Raw genomic sequence first — 16,016 nt, 5'->3', positions numbered from 1 at the left:
GAAGTAGAATTTACTCAAGGAATACCTCCAAATAAAGGGATAAATGACCTGTAAGCTCAGCCCTAGCGCTCCACGACTTATTCTCTTTGCCGGCCATGCGGGTACCGGTAAAACCACTTTAGCTAAAAAAGCACTGCCACTCATCGTGGAAAAGACAGGAGAAAACTTTTTCTTTTTAGATAAAGATACGGTGTATGGCGCCTACAGTGCCCATGTCATGAAGCTCACCACCAATAACCCCAATGATCGAGATAGTCCTTTCTATCTCCAGAACTTGAGGAATTGGGAATATGCAGGACTCATTGCTATCGCCAAAGAAAACCTACAACTCGGTGTGAATGTCATCCTGGTGGGCCCCTTTTCTAGTGAAATCCAAAGTGGACGAATGTTTAAGCCCGAAGAACTGGGCGTACCCAGCGTATCGAGTATCAGAATTGCCTGGATTGATTTAGACGAGAGTGAAGCTAAAAGCCGTATGGAGCGGCGCTTAGATCCGAGAGATGAATACAAACTACAGCACTGGGATGAATATATTAAGCGCAGAGTAGAGCCACCAGAGCATACTGCAATACAGCGCTTTGATAATTTACATTTTAATGAAATTCAGTTTGAGAAATTAATCGATCACTTAATTAATTAAATACTTACTTGGATAGATAGTCGAGCGCAACCGCTTCCGCTACCTTAATGCCATCAACTCCTGCCGATAAGATTCCACCCGCATAGCCAGCGCCCTCGCCTGCAGGGTAAAGACCTTTGATATTTAGGCTCTGAAGATTGCTACCTCGAGTAATGCGCAACGGCGAGGATGTGCGCGTTTCGATACCCGTCAGCACTGCATCCTTCATCGAGAAGCCTTTAATCTGTTTCTCAAAAGCCGGAATCGCCTCACGAATTGCCTCAATGGCATAAGGAGGTAAAGCATCGGCAAGATCTGTCAGGTGCACGCCGGGCTTATAAGACGGGATTACAGAACCAAATTCTGTAGAGGCTTTACCAGCCAAGAAGTCGCCCACCAATTGGCCAGGGGCTTCATAAGTGCATCCACCTAACTCGTATGCTTTCGACTCTAAGGCTCTCTGAAAATCGATACCCGCTAAAGGGCCGCCAGGATAGTCATCCGGGGTAATGCCAACAACGATGCCTGCATTAGCATTGCGCTCATTACGCGAATACTGGCTCATGCCATTTGTGACAACTCGATTAGGTTCGGAAGTGGCTGCCACTACTGTGCCGCCAGGGCACATACAGAAGCTATAGACGGCGCGGCCATTCTTGGCATGGTGAACTAATTTGTAATCAGCCGCACCAATCAACTCGTTACCAGCATGTGGTCCTAAGCGTGCTTTATCAATTAAAGACTGGGGATGCTCAATACGAAAGCCTACAGAAAACGGCTTAGCTTCCATATAAACACCTGCCGCCTGCAAGACCTCAAAGGTATCGCGAGCACTATGCCCCAAAGCCAGCACGACATGATTGGCAGGCAGATCAGGATGACATTCAATTTTGACGCCTGTAATCTGATCATCCTGAATATCAAAGCCCACCACTTTTTGTGAGAAACGAATCTCCCCACCAAGCTCAATAATTTCTTGACGCATTCTTTCAACGACGCCTACCAATCGAAAAGTTCCAATATGTGGCTTAGCTACATAACGAATTTCTTCGGGGGCGCCCGCTTTGATGAATTCAGCGATGACTTTACGACCGTAAAACTTCGGGTCTTTAATTTGACTCCAAAGCTTGCCATCAGAAAATGTCCCTGCTCCCCCCTCACCAAATTGCACATTGGATTCTGGATTGAGGATATTTTTTCGCCACAGACCCCAAGTGTCTTGAGTGCGTTCGCGTACTGGTTTGCCGCGCTCCAATACGATTGGCTTAAAACCCATCTGCGCCAATACCAAGGCGGCAAAAATTCCACAAGGGCCAAATCCAATGACAACAGGTCGCTCAAAGCTTTCGCTCTTCACTTGTGAGGCATTGGCCACAAAGTGATAACTCATATCCGGTGATGGTCGAATATGAATGTCATTCGAAAACTGCTTCAGTAATTTTTCTTCATGCTTGACCGATAGATCCACTGTATAGATAAAGGCCAAAGCCACATTTTTTCTGGCGTCGTAGCTGCGCTTAAAAATATCAAACCGAATCAAGTCTTGGGCCTGGATATTTAAGCGCCGTAAGATCGCCTCTTCCAATGCCTCAGGAGCATGGCTGATGGGTAGACGAAGTTCGGTAATACGGATCATGGGTCTCTACGATACACAGTAAATTGGGGCATTTTTCCAAATAATACTGGGATAGACCGAATGACTGCGTTAAAAGGCGATAATGCGTTATGGCTCTACGCGCAACTATCCACAAATCCGACCTTCATGTCGCAGATTCTGACCGCCATTATTACGGCAGTCACTCACTCACTATTGCCAAGCACCCTTCTGAAACCGAAGAGCGGATGATGGTACGCATCATTGCGTTTGCTCTGCAAGCGCAAGAAGAGCTGGCTTTTACTAAGGGTCTGAGCGATACAGATGAGCCCGACCTCTGGGTGAAAGACCTCACGGATGCCATCAAGCTTTGGATTGAGATAGGCCAGCCTGATGAAAGACGTATTCTCAAAGCCTGTGGTCGATCCGATCAAGTTATCGTCTATTGTTATGGTGGACACACCAGCAAAATCTGGTGGGATGGTATTGCCAATAAATTGACTCGTGCCCGCAATCTTCAGGTGATCTCCATTCCGGCAGAGCAAGCCAAAGAACTGAACAAGTTAGTCGAGCGAAGTATGGTTCTGCATGTGAATATTCAAGATGGGGAAGTATACGTTTCTTCGGATATGGGACAAGTCACTATCACCCCGGAAATCTGGCGCAATCAACAGCAATGAGATACGTAGTTTTAGACACCAATATCTTGCTAGATATTTTTGTCTTCAATGACGAAAAAGCCCTTTACCTAAAGAAAGCGCTTTTTGATAAAACAACACACTTCGTAGCTAGCCAGAAAACAATAGAAGAATTTGCTGATGTCATCTCGCGCCCTATCTTCAAGCTTGATGAACAAGCTCAAGCAGCCATTTTGGCTCAATGGCAATCTATCGCGCAGCAGCAGGATGATTCGAACTTAGCTGCCGCACCCTGGAAATGCCAGGATCCGGATGATCAGATCTTCTTAGATCTAGCCTATCACTTAAGACCTGCGGTACTCATTAGCAAAGATAATGCAGTGCTTCAAATCGCATGCAGAGCGGCCTCAGAAGACATCCTCATTACCAGTAATTACAACGTCTTAGGTTAGAGAACTAAAGCGCAATCCTTTGGCTGCCTCAGCAGCAATCTCAAAGGACTTGAGGCGAGCTTGATGGTCATAAATTTGACCTGTGATGATGATTTCATTAGCACCAGTCTGATCAAGCCAATACTGCATCTCTTTTCTTACGGTCTGCAAAGATCCGACCGCAGAACAGCGCAAAGCATGAGCAGCAGTCATTTTTTCATGCGGCTCACAGAAGTCGTCTATATTTTGTATTGGGGGCGGTAACTGCCCGCGGGTATTGCGGCGCATACGAATGACGTTTTGCTGCAAAGTAGTAAATAGATGGGTCGCCTCCTCATCGGTATCAGCAGCGACTACATTCATCAGAAATGCGCAATAGGGTTTGGCCAATTTATCCGATGGCTTAAACAGTTCGCGATAGGTGGACATGGCATCCAATAATTGCTCGGGTGCAAAATGTGAAGCAAAGGCATAAGGCAAGCCAAAGTGAGCCGCTAGTTGAGCGCCATATAAGCTAGATCCTAATATCCATATCGGCACTTCGGTATCCATACCCGGAATAGCCCTCACAACTTGCCCCTCCTGAATGGGGCCAAAGTAATGTTGCAGCTCGCGCACATCCTGAGGAAAACGGTCATCGCTTCCAAGTAAATCGCGACGTAAGGCTCTAGCCGTCATTTGATCTGACCCTGGCGCGCGCCCCAAGCCCAGTTCGATCCTGCCAGGGTAAATAGATGCCAAAGTGCCAAATTGTTCTGCGATCACCAATGGAGCGTGATTTGGCAACATCACGCCACCAGATCCAACGAGAATAGTTTTTGTACCGCCAGCAATATAGCCAACCAAGACTGCGGTGGCAGAGCTGGCATTACCCGTCATGTTGTGGTGCTCGGCTACCCAATAGCGGGTATAGCCTAAGACCTCCGCATGCTGAGCAACGTCTAAAGAGTTACGCAAGGCATCTGCAGCGGTAAATCCCTCGGGGATCGGAGATATATCTAGAATGGAGTACGGGACGCAATTTGCCATCCGTAGATCATACTAAGAAAGTACTTTTTTGACATGAGTAAAGCAAAGATGCCAAAGATGGCAGATGCCGATGATGGCATCTTTAAGCCGGGTAGCAAGCTAAGACACATTAAGACAGGTGGCTTTTATAAGATAGTCTTACTTGCCAATATCGAAGCTAATTTAGAGCCAGCCTACGTCTATGAATCCCTCCAGTCGCACGACTTTTGGATTAGACCAAAAGCGGAAATGGAAGATGGTCGATTTGAATTGGTCGATGCTTAAGATAAAGATAAGGGAACTGACATGACCGATGATCGCATCACCAATCTTGAAATCAAACTTAGTTTTACTGAAGATTTGATTGATCAACTCAATCAAACAATCTACAAGCAACAGCAACAAATTGAATTTCTATATCGCGAGCTCAAATCCATCAAGGAGCAGGCTAGCAACGGAGATAGTGTAGGTAACAGCAGTCCAAAAGATGAAATCCCTCCGCATTATTAAAGCCCTGATAACATTTGCTGTAGATAACATAGCTTTTTTAAATAAGGACACTCGTCATGGGTAACTTGGTACCATTTTTAGTCCAGTGGGGCTTAACTTCTCTATCCCTTTGGGTTGCCAGCTATCTTTTTAGCGGCTTACGCTTTGCAGATGGCGGCTCACTCTTGATTGCCGCTCTGCTACTTGGATTCGCAAACGCAGTAGTGAAGCCCTTATTAATACTCTTGACGTTGCCACTGACTGTCCTCACCATGGGATTATTTCTTTTGGTTGTTAATGCCTTAGTGCTGATGATGGTGTCTGCAGTAGTGGGTGGCTTTACGATTTCTAGTTTCTGGACCGCATTCTTTGCCAGTATCTTTATTTCTTTATTCAGCCTCTTTATCAGCGGAATGCTGTTTTAAAAATTACTCCGCCCCAGGATAGATATCAGACCAGGGGTGGAGAGCGTCGCGGCACGGGTGGCTCTTTGTAGCCATTGATCTAGCATTCTCAGCCAAAATGCTTGCACCGCCCGTCAAAAAACCAAGCCCAATGGAGACGGCGCTATTCACTACTCCAGCTTGATTAATGCCTGCCTTTGGATTTGCTAATGTCCCACCCATCTTGACCATTCCAGTTAAATCTAGGCCCGTTGTGAGACCTGATTTCTCTCGTGGATCAATAGTGAGATTAATAGCCTCCGTCTTCAGATTAATAAAGCCGGCTAAAGCCACATCCAACCTGTCCGTTTCAACTCCAACTGACTTAGCTATATTGATCTGACCGTTATTAATTGGTAAATAGGCAACCGCACACTCCAAAATCGTCTCATTAGTTTTTTTACGTAGTGGGTTCATCGAATCCAAAAGCGTCACTACGAAATCACCGGCATCATTTAAAAAATTCGTACCCATACGAGCCTGGTTAATACTCAACTGCATCTTTCCATTGGAATTTGATGCCATTTGATGCAAGCTACTCCCAGATGTTTTCATATCAAATGCCATCTTCATGCTGCCCCCGCTCACCTTGGAGCCAGGGTCAAGCCTAGCTAGTAAGCTTTCAAGTGTGAAATCCTTCGTCACTCCTTTGGCTGTGAGTACGGGAGTTAACGTATTGAGCTCTGAGAGCTTAATCTGTAAATCAGCACTTCCCTTACCCATCTCAAACCTCAGGCTTGGAATATCAATCACACTGCCATTCAATTGCAAGGTAGCCTGAAGATTTTCAATAGGTTTACGTTTTGGCAAATTTAATTCGCCAATATTCATGACGATTTCCCCCTTGGCTTGAGGCAATACATCAAAGGGAATATTCTCGTTGCTAAATAAGTACTGGGACTGTGGCTTTTGGGCTTGATGTACTGCTACTGCTGGCTTAGCGCCATTTAAATCCCGTGGAGGATGATTGGGAGACGCCACAAAGACAGGCCAGTCAAATGCTTTTGAGTTCAATGTCAAATTAATCGTAGGTGGAGTCTTGGGATTCTTACTAACCTCACCTTTGATCATCATAGACTTTCCATTCATAGTGAAATTCAGGTCGATTGGAAATTGCGCCGAGGAAACATTCCACTGTTTGAGTAATCTAGAAAGTGAGCCCGTTTTTCCACTGAGCTCGAGAGCTTGCTCTTGAAGCTTGATACTGAGGGATAGGATCGTTTTATCGCCGCTATCTGCCAACGATAAACGCTGAATTTGGTAGCTTGATATGGCGCTTGAAGGATCTTGATACTGAATCCGAGCATCCGCAATCGAAAAACTGTCCATGGAGATTAAATTATCATTAGTAGGAGAGGTGCCTTCATTCTTGTTAGCGGCAGGGGAACTCCCAGATTCGTCTGCGCTCATATGCCAATTCGCTTTACCAGCTCCATTTTTCTGAAGAAATAGCTCCAGACCAGCCAGCTTCACGTTACCAATCTCAATACGCTTACTTAGCAATGGCAGAGTTTTAATATTGACATCAATGCGCTTGAGCGTCAGCATGTCAGAATCAGATGCCCAAGGTGCATTACCCAGACTTAAACTCTCTGCGGAAACAGATATCCCTGGAAAAAAACTTAAGCTTACTGGCCCGGCGATCTTTAGATCTCTGCCAGTAGCGGTTTTTACAGAGGAAGAAAGTAATTTGGTCAGTTGCACTGGATCTACCGTTGAGGCTGCGTACCATACTCCCATTGCAATAAGGATGATTACACCGCCAAGGGCACAAATAGTGATTTTGACTAATTTACTCATTATTAAGTGATTCTAAGTTACCCACAGCCTTAGACTAGGATTGATTTTTATATTATTCCGTTCGATGGCATACGGACCCTAAATAGCAATAGCTTTTTGTTGAGGCTTAAATCAATTGGAAATTCAGCCTTGATGTTGCAAGGTAAATCCCCATATCAGTATCAGCAAAAGTGGAAAGATCTGAAGTAAGATCAAAGGTGCATTAAGCACATTAACTACCAATAGGAAGGGCAATAGACCATGGCTACAAAGAAGTCTCCAGCAAAAAAGAAAGTAGCTACCAAGGTGGTAAAAAAAGCCCCTGCAAAGAAAGCCGTTAAAAAAGTGACCACTAAGAAAGTGGCAGCCAAAAAGGCCGTTAAAAAGGTAGTGAAAAAAACAGTAAGCAAAAAGCCAGTGGCTAAAAAGGTGGTTAAGAAAGTAGCGGCGAAGAAGCCGGCAGCCAAAAAGCCAGCCCCAAAGAAAGCTACCAAGAAATCCTCTAAGGCAGCTGCACCTAAGAAACTCAAAGTCGATCAGTACGGACTCGAAGAAGATGATGAATTCTACGGCCTGTACTTTGCCAAATCGACCAATAAGGGTTTGGTTGAAGTAAAGCCATGCACCTTCTCGCTAATGTATTGGTGGAAAGGCTTACTTGGCTATCCTGACATGATCGAAATCTCTAAAGATAGCAATACTGCAATGTTGCAGTTTGAGTCTACCTTTGGCGGTGGCGATTCTGGTGAGACAGAGTTGACAGAGAAAGATGTGTTCGATGTTGACCATATTATTGAAGTCGACGAACAGGAGCAGTTAGTTTCTCTCTACTCTTACGTTCCTATTTCCGTTCCAGAAAAGCTGATTGGCGCATTAGGCCTCTCTATTTTGAATATCAATCCAGAAACTCGTTATGGCAGCCTTGAGATTTGCTCTACTGATAACGAAGAAGGTGCAAATGAGCACTTCCTACGCTATCGTGCAGCTACTTATTTGCGTGGCGTGAAATCTGGCAAGGTTGAGGCCATTGAAAGCATGGTTACCAATGGTTCAGAGTTCTTTGGCTTAGCTTTAGATGCAATGTGCGTTAATAAATCGATTAAGAAATGGCTGCTGAGCTAAGCAGTTATTACCTAATAGGTATTACACGCAAAAATGTAAGTCATAGGAAAGCGGTCGTTCACTGTTTTACGAGTTTCGACAACAGTAGCGCTTCGCTTTCCTAGTTTTTTACACTCCTCTGCTGCGACTGCTTGAGCCTCAGTATCTTTGGCGGATTTAGGGGCATGTACCCCAACCGTTCCATCGGACTGTCGATAGACTCCAAACTCGCTTGGGGGTGTTGCGCAAGCCAACATGGTCATTGAGACAGCAAGCACCAAAGTACCCGAGATAATTTTCATGTTGAAATCCAGATCTTTTAAGCAATGAACTCATTCTAGCGATTTTGGGGGTCTAGCAAATAGATCTCACTTGTACCCAACACGATCAAGTAAGCGTTGAGCAGCGATTTGGTTCTTGCCAATCGCCGCAATAGAGATATTTTCTGCCTTGAATAGGCCCAACATTTTGAGGCCTTCATTATCAATTTTGACTGACTTCACTACAGGCCACTCGTTATTGCCATTTGCAAAATACTCTTGCGCAGAATCACTTGCCAAGTATTCAAGAAATTGTTTTGCAGCCTGTGGATGTGGCGCACTTTTAGCAACCCCGCCCCCTGCAATATTGATGTGTGCGCCAGTTGTCTGCTGATTTGGCCAAATAAATCCAATCTTAGAAACAATGGCCTGGTCTTCTGGCTTAGTCGAGCGTAAGAGTCTGACCAAGTAATAAGAATTGGTTAAAGCTACGCCGCATTCGCCTGAGGCTACCGCCTTGATTTGATCGGTATCTCCGCCTCTAGGAGGATGAGCCATATTAGCCACCATACCCTTTGCCCACTCCTCAGTAGCAAGCTCGCCACGACGTTCAATCATGGCGCCAATTAATGACAACATATAGGGATGGGCACCTGAACGCGTACACACCTTACCCTTATTCATGGGCTCCGCTAACTTTTCATAAGTGTCAACTTCTTGTGGATTTATTTTTGCTTTGTTGTAAACCACCAGACGTGCTCTGGTTGAAAAGCCAAACCAAGCTGATCCCTCTGGCCCCAACTGAGAACGCAAGTTTGCTGGGATACGGCTCTCTAAATACTTTGACTGTATTGGCTTAAAGAAGCCATCAATTTGAGCGCGCCACAATCGAGCTGCATCCACCATCAAAATCACATCTGCCGGACTATTGGCGCCCTCACTCTTTAGCCTTTCGGCCAAAGCATTGTCATCAGCCTCAATACGGTTGATCTTGATGCCCGTCTTTTTGGTGAAGTCACTGTAGAGCGCCTCATCAGTTTGATAGTGACGGGCTGAGTAGAGATTGAGTTCTTTCGCTTCCTGAGCCTGCAAGGGCAAAGCCAGAAAAACGCTCAACAACAATCCAAAGTTACTTAGGAATTTTCTTATTAGTGGGTTTGCCATTGCTGTATTTACGATCAGAATTAGATTCAATCCAATGTATCATAAATACGAATGATTATCAATTAGGACTTGGAAATGACCCTTGATAGCAGCAGGACTGGAAAAAGCCCAACCAAAACAATGGTTAAGGAAGGTAATGCCAGTTCAGCAAGACGCTCATCTGCAGCCAGCTGAAAGGTTGCGACAGCCAAGGTGTCAAAGTTAAATGGGCGCAATAAAAGCGTTGCAGGCAACTCTTTCATGACATCGACAAAGACAAAGAGGCCTGCAGTAATCAGGCTACGCTTGAGCAAGGGCACATGAACCCGCTTCAAAATCTGCATTCTAGAAAGCCCCAAGAGCGCCGCTGAAGCATCCATTGAGGGCGTAATACGCGCCAGACCCGCTTCTACACTCTGCAAACTAGAAGAAAGAAAGCGGACTAGGTATGCATAGATCAGTACTAACATGCTGGCAGACATCCACCAAGCAAGCTGAAAGATTTCTAGAAAAGAGAGGATGCCAATGGCTAAAACTGCACCAGGTAAAGCATAGCCAAAACCCAGTAATCTATTAACCCAACTTAAGCGTGCATTCATTCGCACGGAGTAAGCAAAGAATACGGCCAGCGCTACAGAGATCAGTGCTGTCAAAATCGAAACTGAAAGAGAATTACTCAGCCAATCTAGATAACGAATATCAATCGTGAGGCCTTGCTTGATTAATAATTGCAGGAGTGCAAATGCAGGTATCAGAAATCCGCACAAGAGCGTAGCGCCACAAAATGCAAATGCAAAAAAAGCTTTCTTGCCTTGCAAAGACTTCGCGAGTGACTTACCTCGAGTTGCAGAGGCATAACGTAATTTTGATCGACTACTTTGCTCGATAAAGAAAATAAGTAACACGAAGCTTAAGAGGCCTAAGGCAAGCTGCACTGCCGCCACTCGATCTCCAAATGAGAGCCAAGCCTTAAAGATGCCAGTTGCAAAAGTCTGAACGCCAAAGTAAGAGACAGCGCCAAAATCGGCCAACACCTCCATGAGTGCCAAAGCCATACCCGCGAAGATGGCTGGCCTTGCCATGGGCAATACCAATTTCACAAAACCTTGAAGTGGACTGTAGCCTAGCGTTTCTGAAACCTCAATCAATCGACCACTGCGCTCTAAGAATGCTGTACGAGTAATGAGATAAACATAAGGAAAGAGGCAGAATGAAAAAGACCAAATAGCCCCACTCAAGGACCTCGGATCTGGGAAGAACCAGAGCGCATCGACTCCTAGTACAGCGCGCAGCGTGCTCTGTATCGGTCCCGAAAACTGCAAGAGATCAACAAAGAGGTAGGCCATGACATAAGTGGGTACTGCCAAAGGCAGAATGAGGGACCACTCAAATATTTTCTTCCCTGGAAAATCATAGCTGGCAATAATCCAAGCATTGCCCACCCCAAGAATAAAGACTCCCACTCCGACACCAAAAATAAGCACTAAGGTAGAGGCAATATAGCCGCCCAGTACAAAGTTCCATAAGTGACTGAGGGTACCCGTAGCTAATAATTCCTTCCCGGGGAATAGGAAAGGTGCTGCCAGGCCAAAGAGGGGCAAAAATAACAACAGGGCAAGTGGCACCACAATACGATTCATCAAATCGGCAATCCGTTTAGACTCTAGCTATGTATTAAACCACTAGCATTAATGAGAAAATTATAGAGATGAACTCTGCTCGCACTCTGCTTTCGATCCAAGAACTGGAAATCGACTACCCCAGTCGAGATGGCCAAGGTCGCGTTACTGCGGTTAAAGACCTGAATCTCGCTCTTGCTCAAGGCGAGATTGGCTGTTTATTGGGCTCATCTGGCTGCGGAAAATCCACCGTCTTGAGAGCAATTTGTGGGTTTGAACCCGTTAAAGCAGGAAATATCGTCCTACGTGATCAGGTGGTGAGCTCGGCCTCCACTCATCTCCAACCCAATCAAAGGAAAGTTGGCATGGTCTTTCAGGACTTCGCCCTATTCCCCCATCTCAATGTTTTAGAGAACATTGCCTTTGGCTTGCAACATCTATCCAGTAGTGAAAGATCTGTAGTGGCCATGGAGTGGCTTAAGCGGGTTTCGCTATCCGATAAAGCCGATGCATATCCTCATGAGCTCAGTGGCGGCCAACAACAGCGTGTGGCACTAGCCAGGGCAATGGCACCGGAACCAGATTTAATTTTGCTAGATGAGCCCTTCTCTAGCTTAGATATTGAGCTTAGAGAGCGTCTTGCAGGTGAGATGAGAGAAATCCTCAAGTCAAACAATATTACCGCCCTGTTGGTTACGCACGATCAATATGAAGCCTTTGCCATTGCCGATAAGATCGGTGTCATGACGGATGGCAAAGTACTACAGTGGGATGTCCCTTACGAGCTGTATCACAAGCCAGCTAATCGCTATATTGCCGATTTTATTGGTCGCGGGGTATTTCTGAAAGGCGTTGTCCAAGCTAACAATAAAGTCAGAATTGAGTTAGGTGAGCTCGACCTGGAAGAAGATCGCAGCGCTGAAGTTGGAAAAGAAATCGATGTACTTTTGCGCGCTGATGATATTCAGCATGATGATCACAGTACCTTGTTAGCAGAGGTTGTACGCAAGACTTTTAGAGGGGCTGACTTCTTGTATACCCTCAAGCTCGCTTCAGGTGTTGAAATTTTTGCTTTTGTACCTAGCCACCATGATCATGCGATTGGTGAAAAGATTGGTATACACCTGGTGGCTGATCACGTTGTGACCTTCAGCGAATAAATAAGCACTATACAAGAGCAATCGAAAAATAACTCATGACATCAACAGCTTGTATAGAATTAAAAGATCTCCGACTAAATACCCAAATTGGGACCTATGCACCCGGCGCTTCTATCCCTGATCAACATCTACTGAATCTGACTTTATGGATCAGCAATAAACTGATTTTGATTTCAGAAGATCTCATGACTCAGGTGTTCGACTACGATCCCCTCATCCTTGAAATTGATCGCTTAGCTGCCGATGGGCATTACGAGACTCAAGAAAGATTAGTCACCAGGGTAGTTGAGGCCTGCGCTCGCTATTCGGAAATTGAATCTCTAGAAATTAGCCTCAGGAAAACTCCTGTGCGGGAGAGCTCAGGTGTATTGGGGGTCAAGCTATACCTTGATGAAAGCAGCCTAACTGGTATAAGAACAACACTAGCTTAGACGTTTAAGCCTCTTCCTCAAGAGCATCGACGAGATGGTCATACTTGAGAAAATTTTCACGATGTCTTCTGTAGTACAAAAGGCCTTCGTTCAGACTGACTACTGAAGCACCCTGCTCGCGCATCCTATCCCAAAGATTCCAATCCTCTTGCGGATGAATGCCATCGGCATATCTTTCCTTGTAACCCACCTGCTGACCCAGAGAGGTTCGATACATCATCGAACCATGGTGCTTCCCTTCTCGATCCCAGTAGAGATCACCTTGATGAGATCTAGTCTCGCCAGGAACACGATCATGAATCTCTTCTTTTAACTCACCAGTAACCACGATGTCATAAGTAACAATATCCGCTCGGGCGCTAGATAGCATCTCAATTGCATCCGACCTGAGCCAATTGTCAGCGCCAATGAAAAGAACGTATTCCGTACTGACTCTCATTAGTACATCATGGAAGTTATCCACAGTACCTAAATTCTGTGGTCTGAGAATATATTCAATATCGGGATATAAGTTGGGTAAGTGGCTACAGTCATGTGCCCCATCATCGACAAATAGAATTCTCGCCGGGGCTGTAGTTTGAGATAGCAAGGACTCAATGCAGTGCGCTGCAAGATGACCATACTTATAGGAGGCGATAACGACAGTAATCATATTGCAGGGCATTAGAACACGAAAGTGTGATGCCTGAGTGAAGCCCTGCTTTAAACCCCATACAATATGCATATGTTGATACAAATCGCCAACCTTCTCCTCCAAGTTCTCGTTAGCATTGTTGCGGGAGCATGTCTTTTGAGATGCTATCTCCAGTGGCTCGCATTTAATCTGGGTTCAGGCCAAAGTAGAACTATTGGCGCATACGTGCTACCACTGAGCAATTGGATCGTTATCCCACTTCGCAAGCTAATCCCGAGCGTTGGGCGCTTTGATGTCGCCAGCTTTTTAGCCGCTTACCTACTGGTTGCAGGCAAGACAGCAATCCTTTTATTGCTCTCAGGGGCCACATTAACGAACATCTCGTGGCTTCTATTAGCTTTAACCGATTTAGTAGATCTGATACTTTCGGGATTGGTTGGCTTGGTTTTTGCAAGCGTGATTCTCTCTTGGGTTAGTGCTGGTTCCCAGATTCATTACTTGGTCTCCCTACTGGTTGAGCCCCTGCTGGCGCCAATCAGAAAAGCAATGCCCAACTTTGGAGCTCTAGATTTATCACCCCTACTGCTCCTGCTCATCTTGCAAGTTCTCCAGATTGTGGTGAGCAATCTGAGGTAACTCATTAAGTCTCATTAGCCTCACGATGCTCCCGAATGACGTTGATAAAGTGTTCACCATAACGCTCTAGCTTAGCTTGCCCAACTCCACCAATATGACCGAACTGATCTAAGGTGGTTGGCGTCGATTTCACCATCTCCTGCAGGGTGCTGTCATGAAAAATGACATAAGGCGGCACTCCTTGTTCGCGTGCTAATTCAGTCCTTTGAGCCTTGAGTGCCTCCCACAGCTTTTCATCTGCAATATTGCTAAAGGGATGTGTAGAGCCCTTCCTTGCCCCAGACTTCGTAGCCTTGCTCTTGGAATAGCCAGTTTCTTTTCGCAGCCAAACTTCTTGCTCGCCACGTAGTACAGGCAAAGCAATACTGTCCACCAACTTTAAGCCACCATGCAATGCAATGTCTGCATCTAAATATCCGCCAGCCACCAATTGACGATAGATACTATTCCACTGAGCCTGATTGAGTTCTGCGCCAATACCAAATGTACTCACTTGCTCATGAAAATATTGCTTCACTCTAGGGGTCACTTTACCCAGCAGCACATCAATTAAATGGGTCACACCAAAAAGTTGGCCGGTGCGATACACACATGACAATGCTTTTTGCACTTCCTGTGTGGCATTCCAAGTCGCTACTGGTTCTAGGCAGTTATCACAATTACCGCAGCTACCCGCATGTATCTCTCCAAAGTAGCGCAGGATTGTTTGATGTCGGCATGTCGTGGACTCGCAATAGCCCAGCAAAGCATTGAGTTTTTGGCGCTCTACTCTCTTGCGATCTTCAGAAGCTTCGCCAGAATCCACCATTTGCCGCAAGCTCACCACATCTCCAAATCCGTAGGCCATCCAGGCATTGGCTGGCAAGCCATCGCGCCCTGCCCGTCCAGTTTCTTGATAGTAACCTTCCATACTTTTAGGTAGATCTAAATGGGCTACAAAGCGGACGTTGGGCTTATCAATACCCATACCAAAAGCTACGGTTGCGACCATGATGACACCCTCTTCACGCAAGAAGCGCTTTTGATTGGCGCTGCGTGTTTCTGCACTTAAACCTGCGTGATATGGCATGGCATCCCACCCGCGGTCTTGTAACCATTGCGCAGTCTCTTCTACACTGCGACGCGATAGACAATAAATAATGCCAGAGTCATCGGCGTGCTCGGCATCTAAAAAATGTTCCAACTGTTGCTTAGCACTCTGCTTTTGCAAAACTCGATACTTAATATTGGGGCGATCAAAGCTAGAGACAAACTGCTCTGCAGATTCCAATGAAAGACGCTCCACAATTTCTGAGCGGGTTGGCGCATCCGCAGTCGCCGTTAATGCGATACGAGGCACCTTAGGAAAGCGCTCGTGCAAAACAGTGAGCTGGCGATACTCTGGACGAAAATCATGACCCCATTGCGAAACGCAGTGCGCTTCATCAATAGCAAATAATGCAATGCCAGGTCCCGCATGAAGTCGATCAAGTATGGATAAAAAGCCTGAGTTCATTAGGCGTTCTGGTGCTACATAGATCAAGTCAAGATCTCCAGCCAGCAATTGACTGGTCACCTGTTGAGCTGTGACAGCATCCAGACTAGAGTTGAGAAATGAAGCCTTAACACCCAACTGAGTTAGCGCATCCACCTGGTCTTGCATTAGTGCAATGAGGGGCGAGACCACCACCCCAACACCGCGGCGCACAAGCGAGGGAATTTGGTAGCACAGTGACTTACCGGCGCCAGTGGGCATGAGGACCAAAGCATCACCACCAGCTACTACATGCTTAACAATAGACTCCTGAGCACCACGAAATTGATCAAAGCCAAAGACATCATGAAGTACTTGCTGACTCGATTGCAACAGTAATACTCCTTTGAAATAAAAAGCCCCACGTCATGGCGGGGCTTGATGACTGTCTTCTTTGTATTTACAAATACAAAATCTGGCTGGCGGAGAGGGTGGGATTCGAACCCACGGTAGGTTTGACCCTACGCCTGATTTCGAGTCAGGTACATTCGACCACTCTGCCACCTCTCCGAACCGAA

Annotated in this window: 18 protein-coding genes and 1 tRNA gene; 10 read left to right on the top strand and 9 right to left on the bottom strand. The window is 45.9% G+C overall.

Features of this window, described 5'->3' with window-relative positions:
- Positions 1-43 precede the first annotated feature (43 nt).
- Positions 44-640, top strand: coding sequence for an ATP-binding protein (locus FD967_RS03215; protein WP_215326696.1), 597 nt, complete (start codon positions 44-46; stop codon positions 638-640).
- A gap of 4 nt (positions 641-644) precedes the next feature.
- Here the strand turns inward: FD967_RS03215 and FD967_RS03210 are convergent, their stop codons facing one another.
- Positions 645-2,255, bottom strand: coding sequence for an NAD(P)/FAD-dependent oxidoreductase (locus FD967_RS03210; RefSeq protein ID WP_215326695.1), 1,611 nt, complete (start codon positions 2,253-2,255; stop codon positions 645-647).
- 89 nt (positions 2,256-2,344) lie between these two features.
- Here FD967_RS03210 and FD967_RS03205 point away from each other — a divergent pair, with 89 nt between their 5' ends.
- Both FD967_RS03205 and FD967_RS03200 read left to right on the top strand, forming a co-directional pair.
- Entirely contained in the window at positions 2,345-2,893 is a 549-nt protein-coding gene (locus FD967_RS03205; RefSeq protein WP_215326694.1) for a YaeQ family protein, read from the top strand.
- Positions 2,890-3,303 (top strand): putative toxin-antitoxin system toxin component, PIN family, encoded by a 414-nt coding sequence (locus tag FD967_RS03200; RefSeq protein WP_215326693.1) that lies wholly within the window; start codon positions 2,890-2,892, stop codon positions 3,301-3,303. Before FD967_RS03205 ends, FD967_RS03200 begins: the two co-directional genes overlap by 4 nt.
- Here the strand turns inward: FD967_RS03200 and FD967_RS03195 are convergent.
- Positions 3,295-4,311, bottom strand: coding sequence for an LLM class flavin-dependent oxidoreductase (locus tag FD967_RS03195; protein ID WP_215326692.1), 1,017 nt, complete (start codon positions 4,309-4,311; stop codon positions 3,295-3,297). The two genes, FD967_RS03200 and FD967_RS03195, sit on opposite strands and share 9 nt — an antisense overlap.
- Before the next feature lie 33 nt (positions 4,312-4,344).
- On the opposite strand from FD967_RS03195, the gene FD967_RS03190 reads away from it, so the two are divergent.
- From FD967_RS03190 to FD967_RS03180, 3 genes are read left to right on the top strand one after another with little or no spacing between them, the layout of a single operon-like run.
- Complete coding sequence (locus FD967_RS03190) at positions 4,345-4,575, top strand: hypothetical protein (RefSeq protein ID WP_215326691.1); 231 nt, start codon at positions 4,345-4,347, stop codon at positions 4,573-4,575.
- Positions 4,576-4,596: 21 nt separating this feature from the next.
- A complete protein-coding gene (locus tag FD967_RS03185; RefSeq protein WP_215326690.1) occupies positions 4,597-4,800 on the top strand; it encodes a SlyX family protein in 204 nt (67 codons plus the stop codon).
- 56 nt (positions 4,801-4,856) lie between these two features.
- A complete protein-coding gene (locus tag FD967_RS03180) occupies positions 4,857-5,204 on the top strand; it encodes a phage holin family protein (protein WP_215326689.1) in 348 nt (115 codons plus the stop codon).
- 3 nt (positions 5,205-5,207) lie between these two features.
- On the opposite strand, the gene FD967_RS03175 is transcribed toward FD967_RS03180, so the two are convergent.
- Complete coding sequence (locus tag FD967_RS03175; protein WP_215326688.1) at positions 5,208-7,022, bottom strand: AsmA family protein; 1,815 nt, start codon at positions 7,020-7,022, stop codon at positions 5,208-5,210.
- A 240-nt stretch (positions 7,023-7,262) separates the two neighbouring features.
- Here FD967_RS03175 and FD967_RS03170 point away from each other — a divergent pair, with 240 nt between their 5' ends.
- Positions 7,263-8,123 carry a hypothetical protein gene (locus FD967_RS03170; protein WP_215326687.1) on the top strand — a complete coding sequence of 287 codons (861 nt, stop codon included), beginning with the start codon at positions 7,263-7,265 and terminating at the stop codon, positions 8,121-8,123.
- An 11-nt stretch (positions 8,124-8,134) separates the two neighbouring features.
- Here FD967_RS03170 and FD967_RS03165 read toward each other — a convergent pair whose 3' ends face one another.
- From FD967_RS03165 to FD967_RS03155, 3 genes are all read right to left on the bottom strand, one after another.
- The gene (locus FD967_RS03165; RefSeq protein WP_215326686.1) at positions 8,135-8,404 is read right to left on the bottom strand and encodes a hypothetical protein; all 270 of its coding nucleotides are present in this window, start codon (positions 8,402-8,404) and stop codon (positions 8,135-8,137) included.
- Between the two features lie 66 nt (positions 8,405-8,470).
- Positions 8,471-9,526 (bottom strand): extracellular solute-binding protein, encoded by a 1,056-nt coding sequence (locus FD967_RS03160; RefSeq protein ID WP_215326684.1) that lies wholly within the window; start codon positions 9,524-9,526, stop codon positions 8,471-8,473.
- A gap of 62 nt (positions 9,527-9,588) precedes the next feature.
- Positions 9,589-11,145, bottom strand: a complete 1,557-nt coding sequence (locus FD967_RS03155; RefSeq protein ID WP_215327149.1) for an iron ABC transporter permease — start codon at positions 11,143-11,145, stop codon at positions 9,589-9,591.
- 68 nt (positions 11,146-11,213) lie between these two features.
- On the opposite strand from FD967_RS03155, the gene FD967_RS03150 reads away from it, so the two are divergent.
- Positions 11,214-12,284 carry an ABC transporter ATP-binding protein gene (locus tag FD967_RS03150; RefSeq protein ID WP_215326683.1) on the top strand — a complete coding sequence of 357 codons (1,071 nt, stop codon included), beginning with the start codon at positions 11,214-11,216 and terminating at the stop codon, positions 12,282-12,284.
- Between the two features lie 35 nt (positions 12,285-12,319).
- A complete protein-coding gene (locus FD967_RS03145) occupies positions 12,320-12,715 on the top strand; it encodes a dihydroneopterin aldolase (protein ID WP_215326682.1) in 396 nt (131 codons plus the stop codon).
- A gap of 4 nt (positions 12,716-12,719) precedes the next feature.
- Here FD967_RS03145 and FD967_RS03140 read toward each other — a convergent pair whose 3' ends face one another.
- A complete protein-coding gene (locus FD967_RS03140; protein ID WP_215326681.1) occupies positions 12,720-13,439 on the bottom strand; it encodes a glycosyltransferase family 2 protein in 720 nt (239 codons plus the stop codon).
- Here FD967_RS03140 and FD967_RS03135 point away from each other — a divergent pair, their 5' ends adjacent.
- On the top strand, positions 13,440-13,985 hold the full coding sequence (locus tag FD967_RS03135) for a YggT family protein (protein ID WP_215326680.1): 546 nt from the start codon (positions 13,440-13,442) through the stop codon (positions 13,983-13,985).
- A 4-nt stretch (positions 13,986-13,989) separates the two neighbouring features.
- Here the strand turns inward: FD967_RS03135 and recQ are convergent, their stop codons facing one another.
- Together recQ and FD967_RS03125 are read right to left on the bottom strand one after the other, a co-directional pair.
- A complete protein-coding gene (recQ, locus tag FD967_RS03130; RefSeq protein ID WP_215326679.1) occupies positions 13,990-15,831 on the bottom strand; it encodes a DNA helicase RecQ in 1,842 nt (613 codons plus the stop codon).
- Positions 15,832-15,918: 87 nt separating this feature from the next.
- Positions 15,919-16,008: transfer RNA gene (locus FD967_RS03125), tRNA-Ser, on the bottom strand.
- Between the last annotated feature and the right edge of the window lie 8 nt (positions 16,009-16,016).

Origin of the sequence: Polynucleobacter sp. JS-Mosq-20-D10, from assembly GCF_018687755.1 — a bacterium.
Taxonomy (GTDB): Bacteria; Pseudomonadota; Gammaproteobacteria; order Burkholderiales; family Burkholderiaceae; genus Polynucleobacter.
This window is presented reverse-complemented; position numbering and strand designations above follow the sequence as displayed.

Bases quoted from the DNA above. Each gene is read 5' to 3' on its own strand.
- FD967_RS03215 (WP_215326696.1), top strand. From the start codon at position 44: ATGACCTGTAAGCTCAGCCCTAGCGCTCCACGACTTATTCTCTTTGCC.
- FD967_RS03210 (WP_215326695.1), bottom strand. From the start codon at position 2,255: ATGATCCGTATTACCGAACTTCGTCTACCCATCAGCCATGCTCCTGAG.
- FD967_RS03205 (WP_215326694.1), top strand. From the start codon at position 2,345: ATGGCTCTACGCGCAACTATCCACAAATCCGACCTTCATGTCGCAGAT.
- FD967_RS03200 (WP_215326693.1), top strand. From the start codon at position 2,890: ATGAGATACGTAGTTTTAGACACCAATATCTTGCTAGATATTTTTGTC.
- FD967_RS03195 (WP_215326692.1), bottom strand. From the start codon at position 4,311: ATGGCAAATTGCGTCCCGTACTCCATTCTAGATATATCTCCGATCCCC.
- FD967_RS03190 (WP_215326691.1), top strand. From the start codon at position 4,345: ATGAGTAAAGCAAAGATGCCAAAGATGGCAGATGCCGATGATGGCATC.
- FD967_RS03185 (WP_215326690.1), top strand. From the start codon at position 4,597: ATGACCGATGATCGCATCACCAATCTTGAAATCAAACTTAGTTTTACT.
- FD967_RS03180 (WP_215326689.1), top strand. From the start codon at position 4,857: ATGGGTAACTTGGTACCATTTTTAGTCCAGTGGGGCTTAACTTCTCTA.
- FD967_RS03175 (WP_215326688.1), bottom strand. From the start codon at position 7,022: ATGAGTAAATTAGTCAAAATCACTATTTGTGCCCTTGGCGGTGTAATC.
- FD967_RS03170 (WP_215326687.1), top strand. From the start codon at position 7,263: ATGGCTACAAAGAAGTCTCCAGCAAAAAAGAAAGTAGCTACCAAGGTG.
- FD967_RS03165 (WP_215326686.1), bottom strand. From the start codon at position 8,404: ATGAAAATTATCTCGGGTACTTTGGTGCTTGCTGTCTCAATGACCATG.
- FD967_RS03160 (WP_215326684.1), bottom strand. From the start codon at position 9,526: ATGGCAAACCCACTAATAAGAAAATTCCTAAGTAACTTTGGATTGTTG.
- FD967_RS03155 (WP_215327149.1), bottom strand. From the start codon at position 11,145: ATGAATCGTATTGTGGTGCCACTTGCCCTGTTGTTATTTTTGCCCCTC.
- FD967_RS03150 (WP_215326683.1), top strand. From the start codon at position 11,214: ATGAACTCTGCTCGCACTCTGCTTTCGATCCAAGAACTGGAAATCGAC.
- FD967_RS03145 (WP_215326682.1), top strand. From the start codon at position 12,320: ATGACATCAACAGCTTGTATAGAATTAAAAGATCTCCGACTAAATACC.
- FD967_RS03140 (WP_215326681.1), bottom strand. From the start codon at position 13,439: ATGCATATTGTATGGGGTTTAAAGCAGGGCTTCACTCAGGCATCACAC.
- FD967_RS03135 (WP_215326680.1), top strand. From the start codon at position 13,440: ATGTTGATACAAATCGCCAACCTTCTCCTCCAAGTTCTCGTTAGCATT.